This is a genomic window from Serratia ureilytica, from assembly GCF_013375155.1.
Taxonomy (GTDB): Bacteria; Pseudomonadota; Gammaproteobacteria; order Enterobacterales; family Enterobacteriaceae; genus Serratia; species Serratia ureilytica.
The window spans coordinates 315,342-335,381 of sequence record NZ_JABXOF010000004.1; the positions used below are offsets into that span (position 1 = coordinate 315,342).

17 protein-coding genes are annotated in these 20,040 nt (G+C 62.3%); 6 read left to right on the forward strand and 11 right to left on the reverse strand.

Features of this window, described 5'->3' with window-relative positions:
• Positions 1–19 precede the first annotated feature (19 nt).
• The gene (locus HWW83_RS10345; RefSeq protein ID WP_033644619.1) at positions 20–952 is read right to left on the reverse strand and encodes a PfkB family carbohydrate kinase; all 933 of its coding nucleotides are present in this window, start codon (positions 950–952) and stop codon (positions 20–22) included.
• Positions 949–2,346, reverse strand: coding sequence for a purine-cytosine permease family protein (locus tag HWW83_RS10350; RefSeq protein WP_060660237.1), 1,398 nt, complete (start codon positions 2,344–2,346; stop codon positions 949–951). Before HWW83_RS10350 ends, HWW83_RS10345 begins: the two co-directional genes overlap by 4 nt.
• A gap of 659 nt (positions 2,347–3,005) precedes the next feature.
• On the opposite strand from HWW83_RS10350, the gene HWW83_RS10355 reads away from it, so the two are divergent.
• Complete coding sequence (locus HWW83_RS10355; protein WP_033644622.1) at positions 3,006–3,740, forward strand: GntR family transcriptional regulator; 735 nt, start codon at positions 3,006–3,008, stop codon at positions 3,738–3,740.
• 80 nt (positions 3,741–3,820) lie between these two features.
• Positions 3,821–5,989 carry a YgiQ family radical SAM protein gene (locus HWW83_RS10360; protein WP_033651302.1) on the forward strand — a complete coding sequence of 723 codons (2,169 nt, stop codon included), beginning with the start codon at positions 3,821–3,823 and terminating at the stop codon, positions 5,987–5,989.
• A gap of 62 nt (positions 5,990–6,051) precedes the next feature.
• On the opposite strand, the gene HWW83_RS10365 is transcribed toward HWW83_RS10360, so the two are convergent.
• From HWW83_RS10365 to yqhD, 3 genes are all read right to left on the reverse strand, one after another.
• Positions 6,052–6,657, reverse strand: a complete 606-nt coding sequence (locus HWW83_RS10365) for a transglycosylase SLT domain-containing protein (RefSeq protein ID WP_033644624.1) — start codon at positions 6,655–6,657, stop codon at positions 6,052–6,054.
• 141 nt (positions 6,658–6,798) lie between these two features.
• Positions 6,799–7,623, reverse strand: coding sequence for a 2,5-didehydrogluconate reductase DkgA (dkgA, locus tag HWW83_RS10370; RefSeq protein ID WP_176589271.1), 825 nt, complete (start codon positions 7,621–7,623; stop codon positions 6,799–6,801).
• Between the two features lie 287 nt (positions 7,624–7,910).
• The gene (yqhD, locus tag HWW83_RS10375) at positions 7,911–9,074 is read right to left on the reverse strand and encodes an alcohol dehydrogenase (RefSeq protein WP_099784121.1); all 1,164 of its coding nucleotides are present in this window, start codon (positions 9,072–9,074) and stop codon (positions 7,911–7,913) included.
• A 226-nt stretch (positions 9,075–9,300) separates the two neighbouring features.
• On the opposite strand from yqhD, the gene HWW83_RS10380 reads away from it, so the two are divergent.
• The gene (locus HWW83_RS10380) at positions 9,301–10,188 is read left to right on the forward strand and encodes an AraC family transcriptional regulator (protein ID WP_202396379.1); all 888 of its coding nucleotides are present in this window, start codon (positions 9,301–9,303) and stop codon (positions 10,186–10,188) included.
• A gap of 19 nt (positions 10,189–10,207) precedes the next feature.
• Here HWW83_RS10380 and HWW83_RS10385 read toward each other — a convergent pair whose 3' ends face one another.
• Entirely contained in the window at positions 10,208–11,236 is a 1,029-nt protein-coding gene (locus HWW83_RS10385) for a zinc-dependent alcohol dehydrogenase family protein (RefSeq protein WP_176589272.1), read from the reverse strand.
• Positions 11,237–11,343: 107 nt separating this feature from the next.
• On the opposite strand from HWW83_RS10385, the gene HWW83_RS10390 reads away from it, so the two are divergent.
• On the forward strand, positions 11,344–12,264 hold the full coding sequence (locus HWW83_RS10390; protein ID WP_129993419.1) for a LysR family transcriptional regulator: 921 nt from the start codon (positions 11,344–11,346) through the stop codon (positions 12,262–12,264).
• Positions 12,265–12,274: 10 nt separating this feature from the next.
• On the opposite strand, the gene HWW83_RS10395 is transcribed toward HWW83_RS10390, so the two are convergent.
• Both HWW83_RS10395 and metC read right to left on the reverse strand, forming a co-directional pair.
• Positions 12,275–12,937, reverse strand: a complete 663-nt coding sequence (locus HWW83_RS10395) for a DedA family protein (protein WP_033644630.1) — start codon at positions 12,935–12,937, stop codon at positions 12,275–12,277.
• A 145-nt stretch (positions 12,938–13,082) separates the two neighbouring features.
• Positions 13,083–14,279, reverse strand: a complete 1,197-nt coding sequence (metC, locus tag HWW83_RS10400; RefSeq protein ID WP_176589273.1) for a cystathionine beta-lyase — start codon at positions 14,277–14,279, stop codon at positions 13,083–13,085.
• Between the two features lie 430 nt (positions 14,280–14,709).
• Between metC and exbB the strand changes: the two genes are divergently transcribed.
• Together exbB and exbD are read left to right on the forward strand one after the other, a co-directional pair.
• A complete protein-coding gene (gene exbB, locus HWW83_RS10405; RefSeq protein ID WP_176589274.1) occupies positions 14,710–15,687 on the forward strand; it encodes a tol-pal system-associated acyl-CoA thioesterase in 978 nt (325 codons plus the stop codon).
• A gap of 3 nt (positions 15,688–15,690) precedes the next feature.
• Positions 15,691–16,113 carry a TonB system transport protein ExbD gene (gene exbD, locus HWW83_RS10410; protein WP_004937307.1) on the forward strand — a complete coding sequence of 141 codons (423 nt, stop codon included), beginning with the start codon at positions 15,691–15,693 and terminating at the stop codon, positions 16,111–16,113.
• A 56-nt stretch (positions 16,114–16,169) separates the two neighbouring features.
• Here exbD and HWW83_RS10415 read toward each other — a convergent pair whose 3' ends face one another.
• From HWW83_RS10415 to HWW83_RS10425, 3 genes are read right to left on the reverse strand one after another with little or no spacing between them, the layout of a single operon-like run.
• Positions 16,170–17,213 carry a LacI family DNA-binding transcriptional regulator gene (locus HWW83_RS10415; protein WP_122016824.1) on the reverse strand — a complete coding sequence of 348 codons (1,044 nt, stop codon included), beginning with the start codon at positions 17,211–17,213 and terminating at the stop codon, positions 16,170–16,172.
• A gap of 21 nt (positions 17,214–17,234) precedes the next feature.
• Positions 17,235–18,644 (reverse strand): sucrose-6-phosphate hydrolase, encoded by a 1,410-nt coding sequence (locus HWW83_RS10420; RefSeq protein ID WP_129993467.1) that lies wholly within the window; start codon positions 18,642–18,644, stop codon positions 17,235–17,237.
• Positions 18,644–20,014 (reverse strand): sucrose-specific PTS transporter subunit IIBC, encoded by a 1,371-nt coding sequence (locus HWW83_RS10425; protein WP_033644635.1) that lies wholly within the window; start codon positions 20,012–20,014, stop codon positions 18,644–18,646. Before HWW83_RS10425 ends, HWW83_RS10420 begins: the two co-directional genes overlap by 1 nt.
• Positions 20,015–20,040 lie beyond the last annotated feature (26 nt).

Genomic DNA, 20,040 nt, shown 5'->3' on the forward strand with positions numbered 1-20,040 from the left:
ATGGCGGCGCCCTGAAACGTCAGGCCTGCGGGAAGCGTTGTTGCAGTTGATGCCGGTCCGGCGGATTGGCGGCGCCGAGGCTGGCCACCACGCAGGCGGCGACCCGGTTGGCCAGATCGACCGCCCGCGGCAGCGGCCAGCCGGCGGACAGCCCCGCCAGCAAACCGGCGCAGTGGGCATCGCCCGCGCCGATGGTATCGATGACGTCCACCGGATAGGCGGGAACGTGCAGCGGCGGCGTGCGGCCGTCACAGATCCAGGCGCCGTCGCGATCCAGGCGGCAGATCAGCGTCAGGTTACGGGCGGCGGCATAGCGCTGCGCGGCATCCACGGCGTCGCCGGCGCCGCACAGCGCGGCCACTTCGTCGCGGTTGAGCGTCAGCAGGGTGTGGCTGTCGCTGAGCATGGCGAAGAAATCTTCGCTGAGCTGGGCGATGCGCGGGCCGGGATCGATCAGACGCGGTTGGTCGAACGGCATGCGCGTCAGCCACTCGCGCAGCGCTTCGCCGTTTTCGCCCGCCAGCTCGTAGCCGCTGGCGTAGATCAGGGTGTGTTCCGTCAGCGGCAGCGTGGCCAGCTGCGCTTTATTCCATTGGCTTTCGCAACCGGAAACCGTGATGAAGGTGCGTTCGCCGTTCGGCTCCACCAGCGCCAGGCACCAGCCATTGTCCATCTGGCCGTGGCGCAACAGCACCTCCAGCCCCAGTTCGCCCATGGCGGCTTCGATCGCCGCGCCCCATTCGCCGTTGCCGACCGGCATACCGTTGATCACCGGCACTTCAAGGCGCGTCAGCGCGCGCGCCACGTTGAACGCGCAACCGCCGATTTGCCGCGCCTGCGGCTGGGCTTCGATATCTTCGCCGCTGGTCGGCAGGCGCGGCAGCGTCATCACCAGATCGCCGACCGCGCCCCCTATCACCAGGACAGGCGTTACAGCTTCCCATTCATTCATTGATGTTCTCTGCGTTGGGTCAGGTACAGACCGTAAGCGATCAGACTAACCGCAAACGACACAAACAGCCCCAGACTGGAGTCGGCAAACAAGCCTTTAGCCAGCGGGCCGTCGATAAAACCGGTTTTGGTGACCAGCAGGCCGCACAGGGCGCCGAGGAACCAGCAGAACAGCGGGGCTTTGCGCACGCCGCGGTTCTGGCCATGCAGGCCGTACAAAGCGTTGCCATCATACCCGTGGTGGCGGCGCAGGCACAGGTAATCGAGCAGGAAAATCGCCTCCCAGGCCGCCAGGAACACCCCGCAGAACACCAGGAAGGAGATGAACGGCCCCATAAAATCGCCGGAGATGAACAGCACATACAGGGCGATACCCAGCACCACCACGGCGTCGATCGATACCGCCAACCACTGTTTGACCTGCACGCCGATGGTCAGCAGGTTAAGGCTGGCGGAATACAGGCTGAGCACCGCGATGGTGACGATGCCGGCGGTGGCGGCCAGCAGATAAGGGATCGCCATCCAGGCGGGCAGCACTGAGCCTATCAGCGCGATGGGATTGGCGGCGTTGGCCAGATCGGGCAGCTGCACGGAAAGCAGAATGCCGGCCAGCATCAGCAGCATCAGCGGCAAACAGGCGCCGCCCATCACCGCGGCGAAAATGCTTTTGCTCGACGAATTCGGGCTTTGATAGCGGCTGTAATCGGCGCCGGCGATCGCCCAACTGATGCCGGTACCGGCGGCGATCACCGAGACCGCCGGCAGGAAGCCGGTCAGCCAGCTGCCGGAAGGCAGCGCCAGCACCTGGCTCCACTCGGTGTTGAACAGGATATAGAGCACCACGATCAGCGTCATGGTGCCGAAGATGCGGCTGAACCAGCTTTGCATCCAGACTACGGTATTCTGCCCCAGCAGGCTGACGACGATAGTGAGCCCGGCGAACAGCAACAGGCTGAGCGCGGTCAGCAGATGGCTGGCCCCCAGCCCGAAGGCCTCGAACAGCGCCGCCAGCGTCAGGGTGCCGGTGATCACGTTGACCGCTTCCCAGCCCATCAGATTGATCCAACTGAACAGGGTAGGCGCCACGTTGCCCTTCAGCCCGAAAATCACTCGCGACAGCGTCAGCGTAGAGGTGCGCCCGCGCTTGCCGGCGAAGCTGGTGAGGCCAACCAGCACGAAGCTGGCGACGCCGAACAAGGCGGCGAGCACTGATTGCAGGAAGGATAAGCCGAAGCCGACGATGATGGCGCCATACACCACGCCGAGAATGCCGATATTGGCTGCCGACCAGATCCAAAACAGCTCGATGGGCCGCCCGGTCTGTTCCGCATCCGGCACCCGGTCGATACCGGTGCTCTCTACCTTCCATGCTTCATTGCGATTGATATCGGTCATAGCAATTGATCCCTGTTGCGCAGGGCCTTGAGGGCCGCCGCAGTTAACTGAAAAGCGATTTTGTTGGCGCTGCGGCCGCCGCCACGGATGAGGCTTGCCGACCGCACGGCGCCAATGAGTGTAGACAAAGAGTGGGTCTGCAGCGGAGTTTGGAAGAGAGAGAACGTTTTTATTTGCAGGCATCAGTCCGTTTCACCCGGCGCAAGGGGGATCGCGCGAGGGGATGATGAGCCGTGAGCAAGCTATCCATTAGCACCGTTGCTTATTATTTGTCATTTGTAGTGGCGTCTTGGGCAACGTGACCCATCGGGTACGGCGAGAAGCGGGCAATTCATCCCAAAGGGTCGCCCATCCGCTTCAGCGAACGGGATGCGGACAGCGTATGCCCGCTGCCTGACCATCAGGTGCGTCCTGTCTGGTCGGCAGCGGATTTTTAGTTGTTTTAAAGGTGGATCCCTGGTGTTGGTGCCATTGATGTTTCAACATCAATAAGCACAGATTACGCGCGATCTAGATCCAATGAAAGTCCATTGAATAAAAATTGTGATGTCCCTCTGAAAACATTAGCAATATTTTAGTTATGGTGAGAGGCTTTATCGCCGGATCGGCGATAGGAGAAAGCGAAGTTTGGGCATAGGGCGGAACAAGAGGGCGGGCGAATGACGGATTTTATGGCCTGGCTGCGTGAACATCTGGCGCAGGGGGCGGCGGCGCCGCGCTATATTCAGCTGGCGACGGCGATAGAAACCGCGATCAGGCAGCAGGTGCTGGCAGCGGAGGCATTTCTGCCGCCGGAGCGACACATGGCGGAAGGTTTGGCGCTGTCGCGCGTCACCGTCAGCAAGGCGATGAAACTGCTGGAGGAGAAGGGGCTGATTTCGCGGCAGCAGGGCGTTGGCACCCGCGTGGCGATGCGTATCGGCTATTCCCTCGATAAGGACAGCGGTTTTACCGCTCAGGCGCTGCGTCATGGCAGCAGCGTCAGCAACCGATGGCTGCTGCGCGCGCGGGTCGGCGCGCCGGCCAAGGCCGCGGCGGCGCTGGGGATCGCGGAAGGGGATGAGGTGGTCAAACTGCGGCGTTTACGCTTGTTGAACGGCAGCCCGGTCTCGCTGGAAACCACCTATATTCCGCTGCGCTTCCTGCCTGAACCGGCGCAGCTGGAGCATTCGCTGTATGCGTTATGGCAATCGCGCGGCATCGTGCCTGAAGATAAACACTTTTTGTTGAAGGCGGTGTCCTGCAGCGGCGAGGTCGCCGAGCTGCTCAACGTACCGTGCGGCGCGCCGTTGTTGCACATCATCCAAACCAGCCGCAACGCCCGGGGCGAGGCGCTGGAGTTCAGCGATATCTTGTGCCGCAGCGACGTTTATGAATTCGAGGTGAATGGTTAGCGAAATAACCATGCTCTTTTTGCCACTAGTGCGTATAATCGCCGCCCGGCGATTAATTAACCTGTAAAAAGAGCAGCAGAATGAGCACCACCAGCCTGATCCAACCCGATCGTGAACTGTTTTCTTATAAGCCTTATTGGGCGGAATGTTATGGCACCGCGCCGTTTTTACCGATGTCGCGAGCAGAGATGGATCAACTGGGCTGGGACAGCTGCGACGTGATCATCATCAGCGGCGACGCCTATGTCGATCACCCGAGCTTCGGCATGGCGATCATCGGCCGCATGCTGGAAGCGCAGGGCTTCCGCGTCGGCATCATCGCGCAGCCGGACTGGAGCAACAAAGAAGACTTCATGCGGTTGGGGAAACCGAATCTGTTCTTCGGCATCACCGCCGGCAACATGGATTCGATGATCAACCGCTATACCGCCGATCGCAAACTGCGCCACGACGACGCCTACACCGCCGGCAACGTCGGTGGCAAGCGCCCGGATCGCGCCACCCTGGTTTACAGCCAGCGCTGCAAAGAAGCCTATAAAGACGTGCCGATCGTGCTGGGCGGCATCGAAGCCAGCCTGCGTCGCATCGCCCACTACGACTATTGGTCGGATACCGTGCGCCGCTCGGTGCTGGTGGACTCCAAAGCCGACATGCTGATCTACGGCAACGGCGAACGCCCGCTGGTGGAAGTGGCGCACCGTCTGGCCGCCGGCGAGAAGATCGGCGATATCCACGATATTCGCAATACCGCGGTGATGCGTAAAGAAGCGCTGCCGGGCTGGAGCGGCGTGGATTCCACCCGCCTCGACAAGCCGGGCCGCATCGAACCTATCCCGAACCCGTACGGCGAGGATCTGCCGTGCGCCGACGGCGCCAAACCGAAGGAGCCGGAAGCCAAGCCTGTCACGGTGCGCGCCGCCAAGCCGAAGCCGTGGGAGAAGACCTACGTGCTGCTGCCGTCCTTCGAGAAAGTGAAGGGCGACAAGGTGCTGTATGCGCACACCTCGCGCATTTTGCACCATGAAACCAACCCCGGCTGCGCCCGCGCGCTGATGCAAAAACACGGCGATCGCTACGTGTGGATCAACCCGCCGGCGATCCCGCTGACCACGCCGGAGATGGACAGCGTCTTCGCCCTGCCTTACCAGCGCGTGCCGCACCCGTCCTACGGTCAGGAGCGCATTCCTGCCTACGACATGATCCGCTTCTCGGTGAACATCATGCGCGGTTGCTACGGCGGCTGTTCGTTCTGTTCGATCACCGAGCACGAAGGGCGCATCATCCAGAGCCGTTCGGAAGATTCGATCGTTCGCGAAATCGAAGAGATCCGCGACAAAGTGCCGGGCTTTACCGGCGTGATCTCCGATCTGGGTGGCCCGACCGCCAACATGTACATGCTGCGCTGCACCAACCCGCGCGCCGAGCAGACCTGCCGCCGCGCCTCGTGCGTGTATCCGGAGATCTGCACTTATATGGATACCAACCACGAGCCGACCATCAAGCTTTACCGCCGCGCGCGTTCGCTGGAGGGCATCAAGAAGATCCTGATCGCCTCCGGGGTACGTTACGATCTGGCGGTGGAAGATCCGCGCTATATCAAGGAACTGGCGACCCACCACGTCGGCGGCTACCTGAAGATCGCGCCGGAGCACACCGAAGAAGGCCCGCTGTCGAAAATGATGAAACCGGGCATGGGCAGCTACGATCGCTTCAAACAGCTGTTTGATCACTATTCGAAGCAGGCGGGCAAAGAGCAGTACCTGATCCCGTACTTCATCTCTTCGCACCCGGGCACCCGCGATGAAGATATGGTGAACCTGGCGCTGTGGCTGAAGAAGAACCGTTTCCGCCTCGATCAGGTGCAGAACTTCTATCCTTCGCCGATGGCCAACTCCACCACCATGTATTACAGCGGCAAAAACCCGCTGAGCAAGGTGGGGTACAAGAGTGAAGACGTGGTGGTGCCGCGCGGCGAGCGCCAGCGTCGCCTGCATAAGGCGCTGCTGCGTTACCACGATCCGGCCAACTGGGCGCTGATCCGCACCGCGCTGGAAGAGATGGGGCTGAAGCACCTGATCGGCAGCCGCCGCGAGTGTCTGGTGCCGGCGCCGAGCATCGACGAGCAGCGCGAAGCGAAACGGCTGCAGCGCCACACCCGACCGGCGTTGACCAAGCATACCGACATCAATCGGCAGCGCACGCCGTCCAACCGGCCGCCGCGCAAACCGATTCGCAAGGCCAAGCCGTAACGACGAGGCCCGCGCGCAAACAAAAAGGAGAACCCTCGGGTTCTCCTTTTTACTTTGGCTAATTACAACCGTTCGTAAGCGGCTTCCACTTTCATCAAATGGCGCGGCGCCTGCGGGGCGGGATGGTATTTGCGCACGTGCCAGTTAAAGGCTTCCGGCGACAGGTTGTTAATCATCGCGATCGCCTGCTGGCGGTTGCTGGAGAAGGTGCGCAGCAGCGCCCCGGTACCGTTGACGTAGGCGATGATGGTGGCGTAGCGCAGCGTGACGGGATTGGCGATCCCTTTAAGCTGTTGTTTTTGCAAGGTGGCCAGATAGGCGGCGCCGAGATCGATATTGGTGTCGGGATCCCGCAGGTCATCGTCGTCCGGGCAGCCGCGTTTGCCTTTGTAGCGGTAGGCGTCGCAGCCGGCGGTATCGGCTTTCAGCTGCATCAGACCGATCGCATTGGATCTGCTCACTGCGGAAGGGTTGAAGCCGGACTCCACCTGGATCATGGCGGTGATCAGCTTGGCGTCCACGCCGTATTCGCTGGCGGCGTCTTGAATGGCGCTATCGAAGGCGTGGCGATCGTAGCTGACGCGCTGTTTCTTGCCGGCGCAACCCGCCAGCACCAGCATGATGCAAAGCATGCCCAGCCGTGACCCGTGTGAGAAAGAGAATTTCATGGTGCTCCGTGCTTGTCTGTTTTTTAACGGCGTTAACCGGTGGCCGGAGCCTCCGGCGTCGTCATCATAACGTCAGGCGGCGCAAAGGAGCAATGTGCGGGAAGGAAAAGCCCCCTCCGGCGGGAGAGGGCTTGAGGGGGGTTACAGGGTATCCGGATCCGGCCCCAGGCGGTTGCCGACGTCCAGCTTAGCGATCTCGCCCAGTTCGTCCTTATCGAGTTTGAAATCAAACACCTCGAAGTTTTCGCGGATGCGCGACGGCGTGACCGATTTCGGGATCACGATAAGGCCGCTGTCCAGGTGCCAGCGCACCACGATCTGCGCCGGAGTCTTCTCGTATTTCTCGGCCAGCGCCTTGATCAGCGGCTGGTTGAATACCCCTTCACCGCCCTGCGCCAGCGGGCTCCAGGATTCGGTGGCGATATGGTGCGTGGCGTTCCAGGCGCGCAGCTGGCGCTGTTGCAGCAACGGGTGCAGCTCGATCTGGTTGACGACCGGCGCCACGTTGGTTTCATCCAACAGACGCTGCAGGTGCGGCGTATGGAAGTTGCACACGCCGATGCTTTTCACCAGGCCTTGTTCGCGCAGTTTGATCAGCTCGCGCCAGGCGGAGACGTATTGATCCTGCTGCGGGCGCGGCCAGTGGATCAGATACAGATCCACGTAGTCCAGCTTGAGCTTTTCCAGACTGGTTTCCAGCGCCGCCAGCGGATCGCCCTGATCGTCGTTCCACAGCTTGGTGGTGATGAACAGGTCGTTGCGCGGCAGCGCGCTGGACTGCAGCGCGGCGCCGACGCCTTCCTCGTTCTTGTAGATCGCGGCGGTGTCGATGGAGCGGTAACCAATCTCCAGCGCTTTGCTGACCGCGCGGGTGGTCTCTTCAATACTCGCCTGCCAAACGCCGAGACCCAACTGCGGCATCAGATTACCATCGTGGAGTTTGATGATGGGTTGTTGCGTTGTCATGCGCATCTCCTTGTGTACGGATTGCGGCGCCTGCGGCACCGAAACGGCTATAGATAAATTCTAGTTGGCAAAATGGGCGGTTGCCGGGTTTGCCAGCCTAATTTCAGCGGTGGCGGGAGGGCGATTTTCTCCCCGCTCTCCCTGCGAATGAGCGGTAAGACGAAGGGTACGAAACGAGCGGCGGCGCGCTGAGGCGCCCGACTGCGCACGGCGATCGGCCGAGCGCAGAATGCGGCGAAAAATGGCTGGCGAAGACTAAAGCCTAGCAAAAAATCGCCGTTTTGCGATTAACGCGCCGCTTCATAAATGCGGCGGCTGACGTCCAGGGTGATGTCCTGATGCTCGCCCAGGGCGGTCATGCCGTGCTGCTGCAGCTTGTCGAGCAGCGCGGGAATGCTGCTGCCGTCGAGCTGATAATCCGCCATGCGGGTCGGCACGCCCATCTGCTCGAAGAAGGCGCGGGTGGCGGCGATCGCGTCGTCGATTCGGCTGTCTTCGCTGCCTTCGCGCAGGCCCCAGACGCGTTCAGCGTACTGCAGCAGCTTTTCGCGTTTCTGCGCTTTCTTCTCGTGCAGCAGCGCCGGCAGCACGATGGCCAGCGTTTGCGCGTGGTCGAGGTCGTGCATGGCGGTCAGCTCATGGCCCAGCATGTGGGTCGCCCAGTCCTGCGGCACGCCGGCGCCGATCAGGCCGTTCAGCGCCATGGTGGCGCTCCACATCACGTTGGCGCGCACCGCATAGTTCTCCGGCTCGGCCAGCGCGCGCGGGCCGTCTTCCAGCAGGGTCAACAGCAGGCCTTCGGCGAAGCGATCCTGCACCTTGGCGTCGACCGGGTAGGTCAGATACTGTTCCAGGGTGTGTACGAAGGCGTCGACCACGCCGTTGGCTACCTGGCGCGGCGGCAGCGAGTAGGTCACCACCGGATCCAGCACGGCGAAGCGCGGCTGCACCAGCGGTGAGAAGAAGTGCTGCTTGTCGCCGCTGCTCTTCCGGGTGATCACCGCGCCGCTGTTGGATTCTGAACCGGTGGCCGGCAGCGTCAGCACGCAGCCCATCGGCACCGCGTCAGTGATGTGGCTGCCGACGGTCTGCAGAATATGCCAGGCATCGCTGTCGGCCGTATAACGGGCCGCGGCGGCGATGAACTTGGTGCCGTCAACCACCGAACCGCCGCCGACCGCCAGCAGGAAATCGATGTTTTCCGCTTTCACCACCTCGACCGCTTTTATCAGGGTTTCGTAGGTCGGGTTAGGTTCGATGCCGGAGAATTCCCGCACGTCGCGGCCGGCCAGCGCGCTATACACCTGGTCGAGCACGCCGTTTTTCTTCACGCTGCCGCCACCGTAGGTGATCAGAATGCGCGCGTCCGCCGGGATCTGGCCGGCCATTTCGGCGATTTGCTGCTTGCCGAACAGGATTTTGGTTGGGGTATGCAGAATGAAGTTTTGCATGGTTGATTTCTCTCTTTCTGTCAGGCGGGCGCCAAAGCGGCGCAAAGGTTTCTGGCCCGTATTGTCAGCAACCTGGCGGTAACGCACAATGCACATTCCTGTTTGGTTCTTGCCTATTTCTACAGCTGACTGTAGAAATAGAGAGTTTTAAATTATGATTTATGCCGAATCGTTCTGACTGTAAGAGGGTGTTTCCGTGATTGAAATCGATGCGCTGCGCAGCCGCATGGCGCGCCAGGCGATGGCTATCGCCACCGGCAACGGCTATACGCCGTCACCGGTGCCGCGGGTGAAGATCCTGTATGTCGATCGCCACTGCCCGCGCCAGCCGGTGATGTACGAACCGGGGATCGTCATCATCTTTCAGGGGCACAAGGTCGGCTATTGCGGCAACAAGGTGTTCCAGTACGATCCGCGCAACTACCTGCTGATGACGGTGCCGCTGCCGTTCGAGTGCGAAACCTTCGCCAGCCCGGAGCTGCCGCTGGTTGGATTGGCGGTCAATATCGATACCCAAATGCTGCAGGACTTGCTGATCGACATCGGCGACGACGACTACCTGATGCAGCCGCGCGCGGAGAGCAACGGCGTAAACCTGGCCGAGCTGACGGAAGAGCTGTTGTGCGCCACCGAACGCCTGCTGGACGTGATGGCCAAGCCGCTCGACGCTCGGGTGTTGGGGCCGCAGATTGTGCGCGAGATCCTCTACTACGTGCTGCGCGGCGCCTGCGGCGCGTCGCTGCAGGAGCTGGTCAACCGTCATACCCATTTCAGTCAGATCGCCAAGGCGCTGCGGCGCATAGAAAATCAGTATGCCGAGAGCCTCAACGTCGAGCAGTTGGCCGGCGAGGTCAACATGAGCGTGTCGGCGTTTCACCATAACTTCAAGGCGGTGACCAACACCTCGCCGCTGCAGTACGTGAAGTCGTACCGGCTGCACAAGGCGCGTTTGCTGATGGTGCATGACGGCCTGAAGGCCAGTACCGCGGCGATCCGCGTCGGCTACGAGAGCGCGTCGCAGTTCAGCCGTGAATTCAAACGCCTGTTTGGCGTCACGCCGGGGGATGAAGTCGCCCGGCTGCGCGACGCCAATCCGCTGATGCTGGAGGGGTGAGCCGCCGCCGGGCAGTGGGCTATGGGGTTAGCACGATCTTGCCGAACGGGCCGCGATCGAGGTGATCCAACGCCTGCGGCAGTTGATCGAGCCGGTAGACTTGGTCGATCACCGGCTGCAGGTTGACGGCGTCCACGGCGCGCACCAGATCTTCCAGCGCGCGGCGGTGGCCGACGCCGATGCCCTGGATCTCCGCCGATTTCAGCAGCAGCAGGCCGGCGGGGGCGGTGATCTCGGCGCCCGCCAGCACGCCGATCACTGAGATGCGGCCGCCCACCGCCACGGCGCGCACCGAGTTGCCCAAATTCGGGCCGCCGACGGTATCGATCACATGGTCGATGCCGCGATCCTGCGTCAGCGCATAAATCGCCTCCACCCAATCGCCGTCCAGCCGGTTGATGCCATGATTGGCGCCCAATGCCAGGGCTCGCGCCAGCTTTTCATCGCTGCCGGAGGTGACATAGACCTCCGCGCCGTGGGCTTTGGCGATCTGCAGCGCGAACAGCGCCACGCCGCCGGTGCCTTGCACCAGCACCGTCTCGCCGGCATGCAGTTTGCCCTGTTCCACCAGCGCGAACCAGGCGGTCAGCCCGGCGCAAGGCAGGGTGCTGGCCTGCACGTCGTCCAGCGACGCCGGCGCCGCCACCAACCAGTCTTCATGCAAAATCACGTATTCCGCCAGCACGCCCTGATAGAAGCCGCCAAGGGTGTGGTAAGGCACCTGGCGCGCATTGCCGTACGGTTTTTGCCGGCCGTCGATCCAGCCGGGGCTGAAGGTAGAAATGACCCGGGTGCCGGGTTGGAAACGGCTGACGCCGGGCCCGACGGCGTCGACCTCGCCGGCCATGTCCGAGGCGGGGGTGAACGACTGCGGCAGCGTCAGCCCCATGCCGCTTTCAATCATCATTTTGTCGCGGTAGTTGAGCGCTACCGCCTTCACTTTCACTCTGATCTCGCGCGGCCCCGGCTGCGGGATCGCGTCGGTGGTCAGCTGCAGGTGTTCACGCCCCAGGGCGTCCATCGTCCAGCGTTGCATCGTGTCGGTCATGATGTTCTCCAAAGTCTGCGATTAACGACCTGTCGATAATATCGTTGATGAAGGTTCGCCAGTGGCGATAAGATTTCCGCAGATTGTTTCTTTTAGGGCGACAAATCATGAGCGATCGGTTGAGCGGCATTTCGGTATTCGTCACCGCCGTGGAGGCGGGCAGTTTTGCGTTGGCGGCCTGTCGGCTGCACCTGTCGCGTTCGGCGGTGGGGAAAACCATCGCCCGGCTGGAACAGCGGCTGGGCGTGCGGCTGTTTCATCGCACCACCCGCAGCCAGAGTCTGACCGACGACGGCGCGTTATTCTATGAGCGCTGTCTGCGGGCGCTGGAGGAGATCCGCAGCGCGGAAACGTTGCTGGAGTCAGGCAAGCGGCAGGTCAGCGGCCGATTGCGGGTATCGATGCCGGTGCTGTTTGGCCGCATGTGCATTGCGCCGCTGCTGACCGAGCTGACGCGCGAGCACCCCGGCCTGGAGCTGGAGCTGTCGTTCAGCGATCGGGTGGTGGATCTGATTGAGGACGGCTTCGACATGGCAATCCGCAACGGCACGCTGGCTAACAGAGGTGGGCTGGTGGCGCGCCGCATCGGCGATCATCGCATGACGCTGTGCGCCTCGCCGGCATACCTGCAGCGGTGCGGCGAGCCGTACAGCATCGAACAGCTGGCGCAGCATGAGGCGGTGACCTATATGCGCGCCGGTGCGCGGCGCAGCTGGTTGGTATTGGATAACGACGGCAAGCCGCAGGAAGTGATGCCGACTAACCGGCTGCAAATGGACGATCTGCAGGCGATTGCGGATGCGGCGACGGCGGGGTTCGGCATTGCCTGGCTGCCGTGCTGGTTGGTGCGTGAGCAGCTGTTGAGCGGGACGTTGGTGCGCTTGCTGCGCGACCGGCCGGGCGCTGCCTTTGAAGCGCATGCGGTGTGGCCGCACGCGCCTCACCTGCCGCTGAAGGTGCGGCTGGCGGTGGATACGCTGGTGAGCAAGTTGCCGCCTCGCCTGGCGTTGGTCGAGAAAGCGCTGTAGCGCGCCGGGATCAGGAAGAGGAAGCGCGTTTTTTACGCCAGACCACCAGCATGGCGCCGAGCAGGCCGACGAACAGCAGCAGCAGCGGCAGCAGCATCAGGCCGGTCATCACCTGGCTTTCGTGGCGTTTCACCAGCGGAATTTGGCTGAAAGCGTAGCCGAGGCCGACCAGCGCGCAGACCCAGATCGCTGCGCTCAGCCAGTTGAAAACCTGGAAGCGCGAGCTGTTGAGCCCGGAAATGCCGGCCATGGTCGGCAGCAGCGTACGCACGAAGCCGAGGAAGCGGCCGATCAGCAGCGCCGTCAGCCCGTGGCGGTTGAACAGGTTATGCGCGCGCTGATGGTATTGCGCCGGCAGTTGCAGCAGCCAGCCTTTCACCAGGCTGGTGTGGCCCAGCCAGCGGCCCTGGATATAGCTCAGCCAGCAGCCGAGGCCGGCGGCGGCGGTCAGAATCAACAGGGTGGGGGCAAAGCCCATCACGCCTTTGGCGATCAGCGCGCCCGACAGCAACAGCAGGCTATCACCGGGGAGGAAGGAGGCGGGCAGCAGTCCGTTTTCCAAAAACAAGGTGGTGAAAAGTACGGCGTAAACCACCCAAATCACGCTGGGATCGGCGAGGGCGATGAAGTCCTGCTGCCAAAGCGCATGAATAATCTCTCGTAATACATCCATTTTATGTCCTGTTGCATGCCGGTTGCGCCCGGGGTCACGTTCTCCAGGATGCGGCGGTTACCGTATCTGACAGTTACCCGGTTAGTGTACCGCTAATAGCTTAAGCCGACATTAAACGAGACGAAGAAAATTACCGGAATCCGCCTTAGCGCACGCCGTTGAGGCGATCGAAGCCGGCCGCCAGATCGGCGATCAGGTCTTCGACGTTCTCCAGACCGATATGCAACCGCACCAGCGTGCCGGAAAAATCGACGCTGCCCGCCGGGCGGATCGCTTCCAGTTCTTCCGGCTGATTGGCCAGGATCAGCGACTCGAAGCCGCCCCAGGAGTAGGCCATGCTGAAGTGGCTGAAGTTGTCCAGGTAAGCGGCCAGCTGCGCCTCATCCAGCCGCTCTTTCAGCACGAAAGAGAACAGCCCGTTGCAGCCGCTGAAGTCGCGGCGGTAGAACGCGTGGCCCTTGCAGCTGGGCAGGGCCGGGTGATTGACCGTCGCCACCTCCGGCCGTTCGGCCAGCCAGTTGGCGACCTCAATGCTGCTGCGTTCGTGCTGCTTGAGCCGCACGCTCAGGGTGCGCAGGCCGCGGCTCGCCATGTAGGCGGTGTCGGCATCCACCATCTGCCCCATCAGATAGGAGTACTCGCGCAGTTGCTCCCAACAGCGCGCGTTGGCGACGGCGGTGCCGAGCATGTAATCGGAATGGCCGATCAGGTATTTGGTGCCGGCCTGAATGGAAATGTCGATGTCGAAATCCAGCGCCTTGAACAGCACGCCCGCCGCCCAGGTGTTGTCTATCATGATCACCACGTCCGGCGCCACGGCGCGAATGGCCTGCACCATCGCCGGGATATCCTGCACTTCCAGGGTGATGGAGCCGGGGGACTCAAGGAACACCACGCGGGTATTGGGTTGGATAAGCGTGGCGATGTCGGCGCCGATCAGCGGATCGAAATAGGTGGTGCTGACGTTCATGCGGCCGAGGATGTGGGTGCAGAAGTCCTGGGTCGGTTCATACGCTGAGCCGGTGACCAGCAGGTGATCGCCGGCACCGACGAACGACAGGATCGCATTGGCCACCGCCGCCGCGCCGCAGGGGTACAGCACGCAGCCGGCGCCGCCCTCCAGCTCCACCATCGCATCCTGCAGCGCGAAGTGGGTCAGCGTGCCGCGTCGGCCATAAAACAGCTCGCCGTGGGCGCGTTGCGCGGTGGCCTGTTTTTTGGCGGCGACGGAGTCGAAGACCAGGGAAGAGGCGCGTTGAGTCACGGGGTTGACGGAGCCCTGGGTGTAGCGTTTGCCGCGGCCGGCGCCGATCAGCGTGGTTTCGATGTGTTTTGACGTCATGGTACCTGGCTCACCTCTGGTTGCTCTGCACTGCCCGTTTGCGATAGCCCTTACGTTAGCATGAGTTATTATAGCCATCCAGACGTTTTAACTTCTGGATATAGAAACGGCTATAATTGGCTGCCGCCCGCGCATTTTTCGCGTCATCCTTCTGCCGAGCGGCCAGAGAGAAGCCCATTCATCGGTCGAGACGCCGTTCGGCAGCGTGGCGTTGTTGCGCCGTTGTGGGAGAAAAGTAACGAAATCGCCCTATAAAAGGGGCTTTTAGCGGTGAACGGGCGTAGATTGGCGTTTGGTTGCGGAGGTGTCTAAAATTTTCTCGTTTATTTGGTAAATAATAATGAGAACTACTATCAATCCCCGGTTGGTTTGATATGATCGCACGCTGAATTATTCCTTAATTTTGATCGGTAATGGGTGGAGGCACAGCGTGAAAACGGCTGGCAAGAATTTAAATCAAGGATCGTTCGGCCAGGGCCGGGCGCAGTGGGGCAAGGCCTTTGGCCGCAGCCTGATGGCTTCAATGGTGCTGGTCGTAGGGTTGGCCGGCAGCGCGCAGGCTGCGCCGGCGGCCAATCCGGCCGTTGCCGAAAGCGTTGCGCCGGCCACCGCGCCTGCGCCTGCAGCCGCCGCGCCGGAGAGCATCACGCCGGTGAACCCGGCGCCCACGATCCAGCCGCCGGAAACCCGCGGTATGGACTTGTCCATTTGGGGCATGTACCAGCACGCCGACGCGGTGGTGAAAGCGGTGATGATCGGCCTGGTGCTGGCGTCTATCGTGACCTGGACCATTCTGTTCGCCAAAGGCAGCGAACTGCTGCGCGCCAAGCGCCGTCTGCGCCGCGAGCAGTCGGCGCTGGCCGACGCGCGCTCGTTGGATGAAGCCTCCGAGCTGGCGCAAAATTTCTCCCCGGAGAGCGTCAGCGCGGTGCTGCTGAACGATGCGCAAAACGAGCTGGAGCTGTCCGCCGAGTCTGACGACAACAACGGCATCAAAGAGCGCACCGGTTTCCGCCTCGAGCGCCGCGTGGCGGCCTACAGCCGCAACATGGGCCGCGGCAACGGCTTTCTGGCCACCATCGGCGCCATCTCGCCGTTCGTCGGCCTGTTCGGTACCGTATGGGGCATCATGAACAGCTTCATCGGCATCGCCCATTCGCAGACCACCAACCTGGCGGTCGTGGCGCCGGGCATCGCCGAGGCGCTGCTGGCAACCGCAATGGGCCTGGTGGCGGCGATCCCGGCGGTGGTGATCTACAACATCTTCGCCCGCGTCATCAGCGGCCATCGCGCCCAGGTGGGCGACGTGGCGGCCCAGGTCTTGCTGCTGCAGGGCCGCGATCTGGATCTGGCCGCAACGGCGGAAGCCAAGCGCTCACAGCACGCACATCAACTGCGGGCGGGGTGAGTCATGGCGATGCGCTTAAATGAAGATCTGGACGACAGTGGCGAACTGCATGAAATCAACGTGACGCCGTTTATCGACGTCATGTTGGTGCTGTTGATCATCTTTATGGTGGCCGCGCCGCTGGCAACGGTAGATATCCGCGTCGATCTGCCGGCTTCTTCCGCCAAGCCGCAGCCGCGGCCGGAAAAACCGGTCTTCCTGTCGGTGAAGGCCGACAAGCAGCTCTACGTCGGCGATCAGCCGGTGAATGCCGATCAGCTGACCTCGGTGCTGGATCAACGCACTCAGGCGAACAAAGAAACCACCATCTTCTTCCAGGCGGACAAGAGCGTGGACTATGAAACGCTGATGAGCGTGATGGACACCCTGCGTAAAGCCGGTTACCTGAAAGTGGGGCTGGTGGGTATGGAAGGCGCCGCCAAGTAGCGGCAGCAAAACGATAAAGGGCGCTCAGGCGCCCTTTTTTTACGGCTAAAGAGCTGTCACGCCTTTGCCAATAAATCCCTGGAACCGGCATGGCGCCAGTGGATGCGGCCCGGCAGATACAGCGCGTTCTGTTCCAGCGGCCGTTCGTCGATAAGCGCGGTGACATTGTCGAAGCTATGTTGCGCCAGTGCCAGGCAGTCTTGCGCGACCGTGTCTATCTTCAGCGTCATGCAGTCGAACAGGTAGTGATCGTCGAAGCTGCACAGGTGAATGTCGCTCTCCATCAGCTGATGCTGAGTCAGATAACGCAATACGCCTTCCAGCAGGCCGCAGGCGGCGGTAAACAGCGCTTTGGGCGGACGCCCCAACTGTGCGCACAGCTGAGCGAACATCTCGTAACCTGAGCTGGGGTGATAGTTGCCGTTGATGATCCATTCCGGTTTGCACGTTACGCCGGCGCGCTTCAGGCCAAGCTGGAAGCCGGCCAGGCGATCGCGGGTCGGCGAAATGCGCGGCTGCCCGCCGAGAAAATAGATCTCATCCGGATGTTGGCGCGCGACCGTTTCCACCAGGTCGGCGGTCGAATTGACCGAATCGGTGATCACCAGCGGCAGTTCGGAGCCGGCGATCAGGCGATCCATCTGCACCACCGGCAGCCCGGCGTTGATCTTCTGGTATTCTGCGTCGTTCAACTGGCTGGAGGCGACGATCAAGCCGTCCACCTGCCGCTGTACCAGACTGTTCACCGCCATCATCTCCTGCGCCGGGTTTTCATCGGTGCAGGCGATCAACAGCTGCAGGCCAGCTTCGCGGCACAGTGTTTCCAGCTCGCGTGAAATCACCGCAAAGCCGTAGTTGGTCATCTCCGGCACCACCAGCCCCAGCGTGTGGCTGCGGTTGGAGCGCAGGGAGCGGGCGTGGATGCTGGGCTGATAATGGTGTTCGTGCGCCAGCGCCAGAATGCGGTCGCGGGTGTCGTCGGACACCCGGTATTCCTTGCTGCGGCCGTTCAGCACCAGGCTGGCGGTCGATTTCGACACCCCGGCCAGCGTGGCGATGTCACTGATGGTAATGCGTTTATTTTTTTTCACTGACGCCATCTGAAGTCATCGGAGGATGCGTCATTCTAGCATGCATGGCGTCAGCGGCCAGTATTCCAACGCCAGCGGCGCGTTTCCGGACAGCCGCAGTTGCGGCTCAATGGCCGGGAAGTAGCGCGCGCTCATCACGGCCTCGCCGCGGTTGATGAAGATCTCCACGCTGGAACGATCGAACAGCAGCTGCAGATGCGTGACCGGGCCGCGCCAGTAACGGTGCTCCGGCTGGCCGTCGGCCAGGGAAGCGCGCGTCAGCCGCAGCCTTTCGCCGTCCCAGTTCAGCGTCATGGCGTCGCCAAAGGCGGCGTTGAACGCGCCCTGCGGCGCCAACTGCAGCTCCGCGGCCCCCAGCGCGCAGGCGGGGGCGTCATCGGCGCGGCCCTGCCAGCATGTTCGTTCGCCGCGCAGCTGTTGCAGCTCGCGCGCCGGACGCTGCTGGAGGCGGCCATGCCGCAGCGACAGCTCGCGCGGGCAGGTCATGGTGTGGATCCAGCCGTAGCGGCGCGTCGGATGGGCTTCTTCATCTTGCTCGGGCACGCCCATCCAGCCGAACAGCAAGCGGCGGCCATCTTCCGCCAGCGTCGTCTGCGGCGCATAAAACTCGAAGCCGGCGTCCAGTTCGCGGAATTCGCCGTGACGGAAGGCCGCCTGGCGGTAATCCAGCTTGCCGATCAGATAACCGGCCTGATAGCGATTGAGGTAGCGTTCCGGCTGCGGCGCCAGCCCCTGCGGGCAGCAGATCAACACGTCAGCGTCGTCCAGCGAGAACAGATCCGGGCACTCCCACATGTAGCCGAATTCGCCTAAGCCGTTCAGGCCGGAACCGGCGATCTCGCCCAGCGGTTGCCAGCCGCGCAGATCGGCGGAGCGCAGTAAAAGCACCTTGCCGCGATCCTGCAAGTCCCGCGCGCCGAGCACCATGTACCACGCATTCTGATGACGCCACACTTTCGGATCGCGTACGTGCCCGCTGTAGCCCGCCGGCAGCGGCAGCACCGGCCCGAGTTTGCGGTACTCGCCCCGATCGCTTTCCTGAGCCAGGCACTGGTAAGCGGTGCGTGAGCCGTCGGGGAATTTCACGTTGCCGGTGTAGATCAGCGTGATTTTGTCTTCCGCCACCACCGCCGAGCCGGAGTAACAGCCGTGGCTGTCGTAACAGGCGCCCGGCGCCAGGGCGATCGGCTGATGCGCCCAACGCAGCAAGTCGGTCGACTGCCAATGTCCCCAGCACTTGTTGCGATGGTCGCAGCCCAGCGGATTCCATTGATAGAACAGATGATAAACGCCGTTGTGCTGAATGAAGCCGTTGGGATCGTTCAGCAGGCCAACGCTGGGCGCCAGATGCCAGGCCGGGCGGTGCGGATCGCGCAGCGCGAGTGGCAGGCCGTTCATGACCGCCCGCATTGCCTGTTTGATTAAGCTGAGTTCCTCCATCATTGCGCGTCCGTTTTATATTTCAGCAGCAGGGAGAGGGCGAAGGCGCTGCCAAACGCGATCGCCAGGCCGATGATATAGCTGACCAGCGAACTGGCCTGCACGATCGCCATGCCGGGGATCGCCGTCAGCCCGACCGCGTTCATGCCGACATGATTGGCCACCACCCAGGCGCCGCCGAGCGCGCCGCCCGCCAGCGCCGCCAGGAACGGTTTCACGAAGCGCAGGTTGATGCCGAACAGCGCCGCCTCGGTGATGCCGAGCATGGCGGAAAAGGCTGAAGGCACCGCGATGGCTTTGATTTTGGCATCGCGCGTTTTGAAATACACCGCCAGGCAGGCGCCGCCCTGAGCGATGTTGGCCATCGACCAAATCGGCAGCAGGAAGTTGACGCCGATGTTGGGGTTGCCGAGCAGCCCGGCCTCCACCGCGTGGAAGCTGTGATGGATGCCGGTGATGACAATGGCGGAATAGAGGCCGCCGAACAGCAGGCCGGCGAACCAACCGGCATGGGCGATCAGCGTGCTGAGCACGAAGGAGATGCCGTCGCCCAGCGCCCGGCCGGCGGGGCCGATAAACAGCAGGGCGACAAACCCGGAGATCACGACCGTCAGGAACGGCGTCAGGATCAAATCCAGCGCGTTGGGGATCACCTTGCGCAGGCGTTTTTCCAACAGGCTCATGAACCACACCGTCAGCAGCACCGGAAATACCGTGCCCTGATAGCCGATCATGGCGATCTCCAGACCGAAGAAGTTCATGGTATGGAACCCTCCGGCGACGCCCCAGGCGTTGGTCAGCGCCGGGTGCGTCAGAATGCCGCCGAGCGTGGCGCCCAGATAGGGGTTGCCGCCGAATTCGCGGGCGGCGGTGAAACCGATCAGAATCGGCAGGATAATGAACGCCGCCGAGCTGAACATGTTCAGCATCACGAACAGCGCGCTGTCGGCATCCGCCCAACCATAGGTTTTCACCATGCCGAGCAGCCCCATCAGCAGGCCGGAGGCGACGATGGCCGGGATGATCGGCACGAAGATGTTCGACAGCAGGCGGGCGATGCGCTGCAGCGGGTTGAGCTTTTTCGCCGCGATATCGGCGGCTTCGGCCTTGCTGGATTCGCTGACGCCCGCCGCCTTGATGAATTCCGCATGCACCTTGTTGACCAGCCCGGTGCCGAAGATCACCTGGATCTGACCGGCGTTGCTGAAGCAGCCTTTGACGCCGTCCAGTTTGCCGATGGCCTCTTTGTCCACTTTGCTGTCGTCCACCAGCACCAGGCGCAGGCGCGTGGCGCAGTGGGCGGCGCTGGCGATGTTCTCTTTACCGCCGAGCAGCGGCAACAGCGCGTTGGCGGTTGCGGTAATGTCCATGTTGTCCCCTTGCTGAATTAAAATGC